This is a genomic window from Microbacterium sp. NPDC056736 (assembly GCF_042790415.1).
In the GTDB taxonomy this organism is placed as follows: domain Bacteria; phylum Actinomycetota; class Actinomycetes; order Actinomycetales; family Microbacteriaceae; genus Microbacterium.
Map to the genome: position 1 here is coordinate 285251 of NZ_JBHTZE010000002.1, position 12414 is coordinate 297664.

Consider the following 12414-nt stretch of genomic DNA (forward strand, 5'->3'; position numbering starts at 1 on the left):
GCCCGGTCAGTCGCGCGTCTTGTAGATCGGCGCCTTGCCGTGCACCGCGTCGCCCACCTTGTGGATGCGGATGTCGTTCGTCGAGCCGATGATCCCGGGAGGCGATCCCGAGATCACGACGACCTTGTCGCCGACCTTCGCCAGGTCGTTCGACAGCAGGTAGTCGTCGACCTGGATGAACATCAGGTCGGTGTGCGCGACGTGCTCGACGAGTGTCGACTGCACGCCCCACGTGATGGCCATGCGGCGGCGGATCGCCGGCTCGGGGGCGAACCCGATCATGGGGATGCGCGGGCGCAGGCGCGACATGCGCCGGGCCGTGTCGCCGGACTCCGTGAAGATGCACAGGAACTTGGCCTCGACGAACTCGGCCACCTCGTTGGCGGCGAGCGTGATGGCTCCGCCCTGGGTGCGCGGCTTCGTCGTGAGCGGCAGGATGCGCTCGAGGCCGTGCTCCTCGGTCGAGCCGATGATGCGCGCCATGGTCTCGACGGTCACCACCGGGTAGTCGCCGACGCTGGTCTCGCCCGACAGCATCACGGCGTCGGCGCCGTCGAGGACGGCGTTGGCGACGTCGGAGGCCTCGGCGCGGGTGGGCACCGGGGAGTGCGTCATCGACTCGAGCATCTGCGTCGCGACGATGACGGGCTTGGCCATGCGGCGGCAGAGCTCCACCGCGCGCTTCTGCACGATCGGCACCGCCTCCAGCGGCAGCTCGACGGCCAGGTCGCCGCGGGCCACCATGATGCCGTCGAACGCGTCGATGATCTCTTCGAGGTTGTCGACCGCCTGCGGCTTCTCGATCTTGGCGATGACCGGGACGTGCCGGCTCTCCTCGGCCATGATCACGTGCACGCGCTGCACGTCCTTGGCGTCGCGGACGAACGACAGCGCGATGAGGTCGGCGCCGGCGCGGAGGCCCCAGCGCAGATCCGCCTCGTCCTTCTCGGACAGGGCCGGGACGTTGACGGCGACACCGGGGAGGTTGATGCCCTTGTTGTTGGACACCGCGCCGCCCACGACGACCTCGGTGGTCACGACCGTGCCGTCGGTCTCGAGGACCTTCACGCGCACCTTGCCGTCGTCGATGAGGAGGAAGTCGCCGGCCTTGACGTCGTTCGGGAGGCCCTTGAACGTCGTCCCGACGATCTCCTTCGTGCCGAGGATGTCCTCGGTGGTGATCTTGAAGATGTCGCCGACGGCGAGCTCGTGGGGACCGTTCTCGAACTTGCCGAGTCGGATCTTCGGGCCCTGCAGGTCGACGAGGATCGCGACGGCGCGGCCGGCGTCCTCCGCGGCCTTGCGCACGTTGGCGAAATTGTTGTCGTGGACCGAGTAGTCCCCGTGGCTCAGGTTGAAGCGGGCGACGTCCACACCGGCATCGATGATCGCACGGACCATCTCATACGTGGATGTGGCCGGACCCAGGGTGGCGACGATCTTCGCGCGTCTCATCCGTGGTATCTCCGGGTTGGGGTGGATTGGCGAATGCCTCGGCCAGCCTACGCGGGCTGCAGGCCGATGGCGACATCCGTGGGGCGCACCGGAGCGGGCAGCTCGGTGTCGCCCATGAGGTACCGGTCGACGCTCGCCGCGGCGGCACGGCCCTCGGCGATGGCCCACACGATCAGCGACTGGCCGCGACCGGCGTCGCCGGCCACGAAGACGCCCGGGGCGGTCGTCTGGTAGTCGTCCTCGCGGCGCACGTTCCCGCGCTCGGTGAAGCGCGCGCCCAGCTGCTCCTCGAGCAGGCTGCGCTCGGGGCCGGTGAAGCCCATCGCGATGAGCACGAGGTCGGCCGGGATCTCCCGTTCGGTGCCGCTCTTGGGGACGCGGCGGCCGTCGACGAACTCGGTCTCGGCGACGCGCAGCGCGCGCACCTCTCCCGCGCCGTTGGCGAGGAACTCGACGGTGGAGGCCAGGTAGGAGCGCTCCCCGCCCTCTTCGTGGGCGGACTGCACCTCGAACACCGTCGGCGTCATCGGCCAGGGCTGGTGCTCGGGGCGCTCGCCCGGGGGCTGGCGGCCGATCGCGAGGTTCGTCACGCTCAGCGCACCGTGACGGTGGGCCGTGCCGATGCAGTCGGCGCCGGTGTCGCCGCCGCCGATGACGACGACGTGCTTGCCCTGCGCGGTGATCTGATGGGGAACCGCGTCGCCCGCGACAGCCTTGTTGGACTCCACGAGGTACTCCATCGCGAAATGCACGCCGGCGAGGTCCCGTCCGGGGATCGGCAGCTCTCGCGGCACGGTCGAGCCCGTCGCGACGACGACCGCGTCGTACCGGGCGCGCAGATCGGCCCACGAGATGTCCTTGCCGATCTCGACGCCGGCGCGGAAGCGCGTGCCCTCGTCCTGCATCTGGCGGAGCCGGACCTCGAGGTGCTTCTTCTCCATCTTGAAGTCCGGGATGCCGTAGCGCAGGAGACCGCCGATGCGGTCGTCGCGCTCGAACACCGCCACCGTGTGGCCGGCGCGCGTGAGCTGCTGGGCCGCCGCGAGCCCGGCGGGACCCGAGCCGACGACGGCGACGGTCTTGCCGGTCAGGCGACCGGGGGGCTCCGGCTCGATCCAGCCGTTCGCGAACGCCTCGTCGGCGATCGAGACCTCGACCTGCTTGATGGTCACGGCAGGCTGGTTGATGCCGAGCACGCACGAGCTCTCGCACGGCGCCGGGCAGAGCCTGCCGGTGAACTCCGGGAAGTTGTTCGTGGCGTGCAGGCGCTCACTGGCGGCACGGCCCTCGCCGCGCCACGTCAGGTCGTTCCATTCCGGGATGAGGTTTCCCAGCGGGCAGCCCTTGTGGCAGAACGGGACGCCGCAGTCCATGCAGCGGCCGGCCTGCCGGCGCAGCACGGCGGAGTCGCCCGGCTCGTAGACCTCTTTCCAGTCCATGATGCGCACCGGCACCGGCCGCCGCGGGGGCAGCTCGCGCTCGGTGACCTTGAGAAAGCCTTTCGGGTCAGCCACCTGTCACCTCCAGGATGCGGTTCCAGACGACGTCTCCGTCGGGGTCGAGCCCCTCCGCGACGGCCGCCTGCCGGGTCTGCAGCACTGCGGCGTAGTCGCGCGGCAGCACCCGGACGAAGTTCGCCAGCTCCGCCTCGAAGTCGTCGAGGAGCGCTTGGGCGAGAGTCGATTCGGTCTCCGCGACGTGCTGCTCGAGCAGGTCGCGGAGGATCTCGGCGTCGCCGGAGCCGAGTTCGCCCAGGACGAGCTCGCCGCTGGCGAGGGCCTCCCGGTTGACCAGCTTGGTGTCGAGCCGGTACACGTACGCGGTGCCGCCCGACATGCCGGCGCCGAGGTTGCGGCCCGTCGCGCCGAGGATGACGGCGAGGCCGCCGGTCATGTACTCCAGCGCGTGGTCGCCGACACCCTCGACGACCGCCGTCGCGCCCGAGTTGCGCACGAAGAAGCGCTCGCCCACGACACCGCGCAGGAACATCGTGCCCTGGGTCGCGCCGTAGCCGATGACGTTGCCGGCGATGACGTTCTTCGACGCGTCGAAGGAGGCACCCCGCGGCGGCCGGACCACGATCTGTCCGCCGGACAGGCCCTTGCCGACGTAGTCGTTGGAGTCGCCCTCCAGTCGCAGCGTGATGCCGGCGGGCATGAACGCGCCGAACGACTGCCCGGCCGAGCCGGTCAGGTTCACCACGATGCTGCCCGACGGCAGGCCGTTCTCGCCGTGGGCGCGCGTGACGTGGTGGCCCAGCAGGGTCCCGACCGCGCGCTCGGTGTTGCGGATGGGCAGATCGATGGTGATCTGGCCGCCGTGGGCGACGACATCCTGGGCGCGCTCGAGCAGGGCGACGTCGAAGTGCTCCTCGAGCTCGTGCTTCTGGCCCGTCGTGTTGCGGCGGGGCTCGTCGTCGGCGAAGACGGGGCCGGCGAGCACCGGTGCGAGGTCGAGTCCGCTCGCCTTCCAGTGCCGGACCGCGCCGTCGACGTCGAGCAGGTCGCTGCGGCCGATCGCCTCGTCGAGCGAGCGGAAGCCCAGCTCGGCGAGGTACTCGCGCACCTCCTCGGCGATGAACTCCATGAAGTTCACCACGAACTCGGGCTTGCCGTTGAAGCGTGCGCGCAGCGTCGGGTTCTGCGTGGCGACACCCACGGGGCAGGTGTCGAGGTGGCACACGCGCATCATGATGCAGCCCGAGACCACGAGCGGAGCCGTGGCGAAGCCGAACTCCTCCGCGCCGAGCAGCGCGCCGATGATCACGTCGCGGCCGGTCTTCAGCTGGCCGTCGACCTGCACGACCACGCGGTCGCGCATGCCGTTGAGCATGAGCGTCTGCTGCGTCTCAGCCAGGCCCAGCTCCCACGGCGTACCGGCGTGCTTCAGCGAGTTCAGCGGGCTCGCGCCCGTCCCGCCGTCGTGGCCGGAGACCAGGATGACGTCCGCCAGCGCCTTCGCCGTGCCCGCGGCGACGGCCCCGATGCCCGACTGGCTCACGAGCTTCACGTGGACCCGGGCGCCGGGATTCGCGCGCTTGAGGTCGAAGATCAGCTGCTTGAGGTCCTCGATCGAGTAGATGTCGTGGTGCGGCGGCGGCGAGATGAGGCCGACGCCCGCGGTCGCATGGCGCGTGCGCGCCACCCACGGGTACACCTTCGTCGGGGGCAGCTGCCCGCCCTCGCCCGGCTTGGCGCCCTGGGCCAGCTTGATCTGGATGTCGTCGGACTCCGTGAGGTACAGGCTCGTGACGCCGAAGCGACCCGAGGCCACCTGCTTGATCGAGCTGCGGCGCTCGGGGTCGAGCAGGCGATCGACGTCCTCGCCGCCCTCGCCGGTGTTCGACTTGCCGCCGAGGCGGTTCATCGCGATCGCCAGCGTCTCGTGCGCTTCCTTCGAGATCGACCCGTAGCTCATCGCACCCGTCGAGAACCGCTTGACGATGGACGAGACCGGCTCGACCTCGTCGATCGGCACCGGCGTGCGTCCCTCGGTCTTCAGCGCGAACAGTCCGCGCAGCGTCTTCAGCTCGCCCGCCTGGTCGTCGACCAGCTTGGTGTACTCGCGGAAGATGTCGTACCGCCGCGTGCGCGTCGAGTGCTGCAGGCGGAACACCGTGTCGGGGTTGAACAGGTGCGGCGAGCCGTCGCGGCGCCACTGGTACTCGCCGCCCGTCCAGAGCCGCTCGTGCGCGCGCACGGCGGCGTCCTCGGGGTACGCGTAGGCGTGCCGGGCGGCGTTCTCGGCGGCGATGACGTCGAGCCCGACGCCGCCGAGCTTGGACTCCGTACCCGTGAAGTAGGTGTCGACGAAGTCCTGCGACAGGCCGACGGCCTCGAACACCTGGGCGCCCGCGTACGACGAGACGGTCGAGATGCCCATCTTCGACATGATCTTCAGCACGCCCTTGCCGAGCGCGTAGATCAGGTTCTTGACGGCCTTCTGCGGCGAGATGCCGGTGATCATGCCGGCGCGCACCAGGTACTCGACGGTCTCCATCGCCAGGTACGGGTTCACCGCGGACGCGCCGTAGCCGATGAGCGTGGCGATGTGGTGCACCTCGCGCACGTCGCCCGCCTCGACCACGAGACCGCACTTCATGCGGGTCTGCTTGCGAATGAGGTGGTGGTGCACCGCGGCGAGCATGAGCAGCGACGGGATGGGCGCGAGGTCCTTGTTGGAGTCGCGGTCGGACAGCACGATGAACTCGGCGCCGTCCTCGATGGCCTGGTCGACCTCCTGGCACATCTGCTCCAGGCGCTTGCGCATGCCCTTGTGGCCGGCCTCGACGCGGTACAGGCCGCGGATGGTGACCGAGGTGCGGCCCGGCAGCGCCGTGTCGATGTGCTGGATCTTGGCGAGCTCGTCGTTGTCGATCACCGGGAAGTCGAGGGTGACCACGCGCGTGTGGTCGGGTCCCCACTCCAGGAGGTTGCGCTCCGGTCCGAGGCCCAGCGACAGGGACGTCACGACCTCTTCGCGGATCGAGTCCAGCGGCGGGTTGGTGACCTGGGCGAACTGCTGCGTGAAGTAGTCGAACAGGAGTCGCGGACGCTCGCTGAGCACGGCGACCGGGGTGTCGGAACCCATCGCGCCGAGCGGCTCCGCGCCGTTCTGACCCATCGGCGCGAGGAGGATCTTGACCTCCTCCTCGGTGTACCCGAACGTGCGCTGACGGCGGGTGATCGAGGCGATCGGGTGCACGATGTGCTCGCGCTCGGGAAGCTCGGCCAGACGCACGCGGCCCGCGTCCAGCCACTCCTGCCAGGGCTCGAGATCGGCCAGGCCCGCCTTGATCTCGTCGTCCTCGATGATGCGGCGCTGCTCGGTGTCGACGAGGAACATGCGTCCGGGGCGGAGCCGTCCGCGGCGCTTGATGCGCTCCGGCGCGATGTCGAGCACGCCGGTCTCGCTGCCGATCACGATCAGGCCGTCGGTGGTCTCGGTCCAGCGCCCGGGGCGGAGGCCGTTGCGGTCGAGAGTGGCGCCGACGAGCGTGCCGTCGGTGAAGATGAGCGCGGCCGGGCCGTCCCAGGGCTCCATCTGCATGGAGTGGAACTCGTAGAACGCGCGCAGCTTCGGGTCGATGTCGGCCTGCTTCTCGTACGCCTCCGGCACCATCATCATGATGGCGTGCGGCAGGCTGCGGCCGGTCAGGGTGAGGAGCTCGAGCACCTCGTCGAAGGACGCGGAGTCGCTGGCGCCCTCGGTGCAGATCGGCAGCAGCGGACGGATGTCGCCCAGCAGCTCGGACTCGAGCTGGGACTGGCGTGCGCGCATCCAGTTGCGGTTGCCGTTGACCGTGTTGATCTCGCCGTTGTGCGCGAGCATGCGCAGCGGCTGCGCGAGCGGCCACGACGGGAAGGTGTTGGTGGAGTAGCGCGAGTGGACGACGGCCAGCTCCGACGCGAAGCGCTCGTCCTGCAGGTCGGGGTAGAAGGGCTCGAGCTGCAGCGTCGTCACCATGCCCTTGTAGCCGAGCGTCCGCGCGGACAGCGACACGAAGTACGCGTCGAGCTCGGTGCGGGCGCGCTTGCGCAGGCGGAAGGTGCGCCGGTCCAGGGCGATCCCCGACAGCGCAGGGGCGTCGCCGGTCGCCGGGCGCGACACGAAGAGCTGCTCGAACACCGGCCGCGCCTGGAAGGCGAGCTTGCCGAGGTTCTCCTCCGCGGTGGGCACGTCGCGCCATCCGAGGACGGTCAGGTTCTCGGATGCCGCGATCCGCTCGATCCCCGCCTTCTGGGCCTTGCGTGCCTCGTCGTCGCGCGGGAGGAACACCATGCCGGCGGCGTACTCGCCGACGGGCGGCAGCTCGAAGTCGACCACGGCGCGCAGGAAGGCATCCGGCATCTGCGTGAGGATGCCCGCACCGTCACCGGTGCCGGCGTCGGAGCCGATGGCTCCGCGGTGCTCGAGGTTGCGCAGCGCGGTGAGCGCCAGGTCGATGATGTCGTGTCCGGCCTCGCCGCGCAGCGTCGCGACCATCGCCAGGCCGCACGCGTCCTTCTCGAACGCAGGGTTGTACATGCCCTGCTTCGCGGGGAAGCCGGCCTGTCCCGACGATGCGGGGGTCCTCACCTCGGTGGAGGTGACATGACGGGGGCTCGAAGCCATACCTACCGTCCTCACGTTGATACTCAAGATGGGACGACGTCGGCCCGGGCGCGCTCTCTCTCGGGGCGAGGAGCGCGTTATTTCGTGGCAGGGGTGCTTGTGGCGCTGACCCCGTCGGCCTCGGACGTCGGGGGTTCGCTGACGTCGACGAAGTCGTCGGTGTCCTGCGATTGTACAGCCTGTCCGGCATTCCACTCGCGGCCGGACACGTAGGGCGACGGCTCCAGGCCGGGGTGGCGGCGCTTCTGGACGAAGAAGATCACGAGCCCGAGGATCACGCCGAAGATCGCGGCCCACACGTTCGTGCGCAGGCCCAGGATGATCTCGCTCGGGTCGACGCGGATCGTCTCCCACACGATGCGCCCGGCGCTGTACCAGACGAGGTAGAGGGCGAAGAGGCGACCCCACTGCAGACGGAAGGCCCGACCGACCACCACCAGGAAGACGACGCCGAGCACGTTCCAGATCACCTCGTAGAGGAAGGTGGGGTGGAACAGCGTGCCCTCGGGCAGCCCGATGGGCCACGCGGGGTTCGGGTAGTCGATCTCGAGACCCCACGGCACGTCGGTGGGAAGACCGTACAGCTCCTGGTTGAACCAGTTGCCGAAGCGGCCGATGGCCTGGGCCAGGAGGAGGCCGGGCGCCAGCGCGTCGGCGAAGGTCCAGAAGCGGATCCCGGTCCAGCGGCAGCCGAGCCAGGCGCCGATGGCACCGCCGATGAGGGCGCCGTAGATCGCGATGCCGCCCTCCCAGATGTACAGCGCCGACATGGGGTTCGCGCCCTCGCCGAAGTAGAAGCCCCAGTGCGTGAGCACGTGGTAGATGCGGGCGACGATGATCGCCAGCGGCACCGCCAGCAGGGAGATGTCGATGACCACCCAGGGCTCGGCGCCCCGCTTCGTCAAGCGCGCGTTGGTCCACAGGACCGCGGCGATGATGCCCGTGATGATGCACAGCGCGTAGATGTGGATGCGCAGGGGGCCGAGGTCGAAGTAGCTGATCTCCGGGCTCGGGATGCTGGCGACGACGCTCGCGGCGGCGTTGATCATGGGAGAACCGTGTCCTTGCTGGGATGGGTGGCGGCGACCGCCGACCTTGAGATTCTAGTTCGCGCTCCGCGCGGTGCCTGCGGCGAGGGCGCGCGCGGTGCGATCGAGGGCCTCCAGGCCCCCCTCCCGCAGCGCCCGCACGAGCGCCGTCCCGACGATCGCGCCGTCGGCGTACTCCAGCACTCCCGCGACCTGCGCGGCGTTGGAGATGCCGATGCCGACGCAGGCGTGCTCGGCGCCGTGCGCGCGCAGGCGGGCGACGAGCGTGCGGGCCGCGGCATCCAGCTCGGCGCGCTCCCCGGTGATGCCCATCGTCGAGACGGTGTAGACGAAGCCGGTCGACTCCCGCACGATGAGCTCGAGGCGCTCGTCGGTGGACGTGGGCGCGGCGAGGAACACACGGTCGAGGCCCGTGCGCTCGCTGGCGGCGATCCACTCCGGTGCCGCGTCCGGCGTGATGTCGGGCGTGATGAGCCCTGCTCCCCCGGCATCGCGCAGGTCGTCCGCGTACCGGTCGACGCCGTACTGCAGGACGGGGTTCCAGTACGTCATCACGAGCACGGGCACGTCGACGCGCCGGGTGATCTCGCGCACGGCGGTGAAGGTGTCGCGCATGCGGAAGCCGCGCGCGAGCGCCTCCTGGGTCGCCTCCTGGATCACGGTGCCGTCCATGACCGGGTCGGAGTACGGCGGCCCGAGCTCGAGCACGTCCGCGCCGCTCTCGGCGAGCGTGACGGCCGCCTCGATGCTCGTACGCAGATCCGGGTATCCGAGGGGAAGGTAGCCGACGAAGGCGCCGCGGCCCTGGGCGCGGGCGGCGTCGATCGCCGCGGCGACGCGCGAGGTCACAGCTTCTCCCCCTCGCCCTTGGCGGCGTCGTCGTGCGGCGCGGCCGCGGCGGCTGCGGCATCCGTTCCCTCGTCGTAGAGGTGGAAGTAGCGCGCAGCGGTGTCCATGTCCTTGTCGCCGCGGCCGGACAGGCAGATCGCGAGGATCGCGTCCGGGCCGAGCTCGCGGCCGATGCGCAGCGCGCCGGCGAGCGCGTGGGCGGACTCGATGGCGGGGATGATCCCCTCGGTCTCGGACAGCAGGCGCAGCGCCTGCATCGCCTCGTCATCCGTCGCCGGGATGTAGTCGGCGCGGCCGATCGAGGCGAGCCAGGCGTGCTCGGGACCGACGCCCGGGTAGTCCAGGCCCGCCGAGATCGAGTGGGACTCGATGGTCTGGCCGTCCTCGTCCTGGAGCACGAACGTCTTGGCGCCGTGCAGGACGCCCGGCCGGCCGCGTTCGATCGACGCGGCGTGGCGCGCCGTGTCGACCCCGTCGCCGGCCGCTTCGACGCCGTAGAGCTTGACGCCCTCGTCGTCCAGGAACGCGTCGAACATGCCGATCGCGTTGGAGCCGCCACCGACGCACGCGAGGACCGCGTCGGGCAGTCGCCCGGCCTCTTCGAGCAGCTGCGCGCGCGCCTCCTCGGAGATCACCTTCTGGAAGTCGCGCACCATGGCGGGGAAGGGATGGGGCCCCGCGGCCGTGCCGAAGATGTAGTTCGTCGTCTCGACGCTCGCGACCCAGTCCCGGTAGGCGTCGTTGATGGCGTCCTTCAGCGTGCGCGAGCCGGTCTTCACCGGCACCACCTCCGCGCCGAGAAGACGCATGCGGGCGACGTTGAGCGCCTGCCGCTCGGTGTCGACCTCGCCCATGTAGATGGTGCAGTCGAACCCGAACAGCGCCGCGGCCGTGGCCGTGGCCACCCCGTGCTGGCCCGCGCCGGTCTCGGCGATCACGCGCGTCTTGCCCAGGCGCTTGGTCAGCAGCGCCTGGCCGAGCACGTTGTTGATCTTGTGCGAGCCGGTGTGGTTGAGGTCCTCGCGCTTGAGGAACACCCGGGCTCCCCCGGCGTGCTCGGCGAACCGGGGCACCTCGGTGATCGGCGACGGGCGGCCGGCGTACGAGTGCAGCAGGCGCACGAACTCCGCCTGGAAGTCGGGGTCGATCTTCGCCGCCTCGTATTCGGCGGTCAGCTCGTCGATCGCGGCGATCAGGGATTCGGGCATGTACCGCCCGCCGAACTCGCCGAACAGTGGCCCGGGAGCCTCACGTAGACTCATGCGCCGGCCTCCAGGAATGCACGCAGTGTGGACACGGGATCGTTGGTGACGAGGGCCTCGCCGACCAGCACGACGTCGGCGCCGGCCGCGCGGTAGTGGGCGACGTCGGCGGGCACGAGCACAGCCGACTCCGCGATCTTCACCGCCCCCGCGGGGATGCGCTCCGCGAGCCGCCCGAACAGGTCGCGGTCGAGCTCGAACGTCGACAGGTCCCGCGCGTTGACGCCGATGAGCTCGGCGCCGAGGTCGACGGCCCGGTCGACCTCGTCGGCGCTGTGCGTCTCGACGAGCGCGGCCATGCCCAGCTCGCGGGTCAGCGCGTACAGCCGTGCCAGGTCGTCCTGCTCCAGGGCCGCCACGATGAGCAGCACGAGGTCGGCGCCCGACGCCCGGGCCTCCAGCACCTGATACTCGGTGGCGATGAAGTCCTTGCGCAGCACCGGAAGCGACACGGCGGACTTGACCGCTTCGAGGTCGGCGAGGCTGCCCTTGAAGCGCCGGCCCTCGGTCAGCACGGAGATCGCGGACGCGCCGCCCTCCTCGTACCGGCGAGCCTGCAGCGCGGGGTCGGGGATGGCGGCGAGGTCGCCGCGCGAAGGGCTCGCGCGCTTGACCTCGGCGATGATCTTCACGCGGTCGGCGGGTGCCAGCGCAGCGAGCACGTCGAGTGCGGGACGCTGTGCGAGGGCCGCCGCCTCGACCGCCGCCAGGGGACGCCCCGAGGCGCGTGCCTCGGCGTCCTCAACAGCGCCGGCCGTCAGGTCGGCGAGCATGCTCAGTGCTCTTTCGCGGTGTACTTCGAACCGCCGACGCCGTAGCCCGCCTTGGCCATCGCCCAGCCCACGATGAGGCCGACGATCAGCAGGGCCGCCGATGCCCACACCAGGGCGGGGATGTCGAGGAAGAAGAAGAGTGTGCCCAGGCAGACCGCGACGAGCATGATCACGACGGCCGTCCAGGCGGCGGGCGAGTGTCCGTGGCCGGGGTCGCCGATGTTGTTGCTCATGGTGGATGTCTCCTCGGTGAAGCCTGGGAAGCGCGGAATGTCGCCAGTCTAGCGGTCAGGCGGTGGGGTCCTGGCCACGCGACAGGTCGTCCCAGTCGTCGATGGCCCGCGATCCTGCGGCGTCGTGGGGGCGGGATCCGGCCGGAGCGGAAGACGCCGCCGCATCGTCGGTGCGGTACCGGCGTCCGCTGCGCGGCCACGTGTGCGCGGTGGCGAGCACGAAGACGCCCGTGACGAACAGGACCACCCACACGACCAGGGTCACCGCCGGCCACGGCGTCGTGTCGATGCCGGCGACGAGCGCTGCGACGGATGCCTCACCGGCGATGCCCGTCGATCCCGTCACCACGGCGGCGACCGCCGCCACCGGCGGCGCGAACACCACCGGGACGGTCAGCCACGCGAGGACGCCGGCGATGAGGATGGCCAGCGTGCCGAAGACGTAGCGCAGGACGAGCCCGACGATCGACAGCGCCGCCCCCAGAGCGAGGGCGGCGAGGCTGAGCGGGGCCAGGACGGGGATCGCGGATGCGCCGGGCACCTCGAGCGCCTCCTGGGCGCCGTCTCGCAGGACGACGGTCAGCCACGTCTGCGTCGACGAGATGACCCCGACCGCCCCGCACAGGGCGGCGACGACGACGGCGAGCATGCGGGAGCGGCGGATCACCCGTTCACTGTA

Annotated in this window: 9 protein-coding genes; all 9 read right to left on the bottom strand. The window is 70.6% G+C overall.

From position 1 onward, the window contains the following. Nucleotides 1–6: 6 nt before the first annotated feature. Nucleotides 7–1455: a pyruvate kinase gene (gene pyk / locus ACFRAL_RS05900; protein WP_336397956.1), complete on the bottom strand. Its 1449-nt coding sequence runs from the start codon at nt 1453–1455 to the stop codon at nt 7–9. 47 nt (nt 1456–1502) lie between these two features. After that, entirely contained in the window at nt 1503–2969 is a 1467-nt protein-coding gene (locus tag ACFRAL_RS05905; RefSeq protein WP_336397957.1) for a glutamate synthase subunit beta, read from the bottom strand. Beyond that, the gene (gene gltB, locus ACFRAL_RS05910; RefSeq protein ID WP_378880759.1) at nt 2962–7569 is read right to left on the bottom strand and encodes a glutamate synthase large subunit; all 4608 of its coding nucleotides are present in this window, start codon (nt 7567–7569) and stop codon (nt 2962–2964) included. Before gltB ends, ACFRAL_RS05905 begins: the two co-directional genes overlap by 8 nt. 77 nt (nt 7570–7646) lie before the next feature. Next, nucleotides 7647–8618 (bottom strand): prolipoprotein diacylglyceryl transferase, encoded by a 972-nt coding sequence (gene lgt / locus ACFRAL_RS05915; protein ID WP_336397958.1) that lies wholly within the window; start codon nt 8616–8618, stop codon nt 7647–7649. A gap of 54 nt (nt 8619–8672) precedes the next feature. Next, entirely contained in the window at nt 8673–9467 is a 795-nt protein-coding gene (gene trpA / locus ACFRAL_RS05920; protein ID WP_378880764.1) for a tryptophan synthase subunit alpha, read from the bottom strand. Beyond that, nucleotides 9464–10729 (bottom strand): tryptophan synthase subunit beta, encoded by a 1266-nt coding sequence (trpB, locus tag ACFRAL_RS05925; RefSeq protein ID WP_336397960.1) that lies wholly within the window; start codon nt 10727–10729, stop codon nt 9464–9466. Before trpB ends, trpA begins: the two co-directional genes overlap by 4 nt. Further along, on the bottom strand, nt 10726–11502 hold the full coding sequence (gene trpC, locus ACFRAL_RS05930) for an indole-3-glycerol phosphate synthase TrpC (RefSeq protein WP_378880767.1): 777 nt from the start codon (nt 11500–11502) through the stop codon (nt 10726–10728). Before trpC ends, trpB begins: the two co-directional genes overlap by 4 nt. A gap of 2 nt (nt 11503–11504) precedes the next feature. Continuing rightward, the gene (locus ACFRAL_RS05935) at nt 11505–11735 is read right to left on the bottom strand and encodes a DUF6704 family protein (RefSeq protein WP_336397962.1); all 231 of its coding nucleotides are present in this window, start codon (nt 11733–11735) and stop codon (nt 11505–11507) included. 55 nt (nt 11736–11790) lie between these two features. Further along, nucleotides 11791–12402, bottom strand: a complete 612-nt coding sequence (locus tag ACFRAL_RS05940; RefSeq protein ID WP_378880771.1) for a Trp biosynthesis-associated membrane protein — start codon at nt 12400–12402, stop codon at nt 11791–11793. Nucleotides 12403–12414 lie beyond the last annotated feature (12 nt).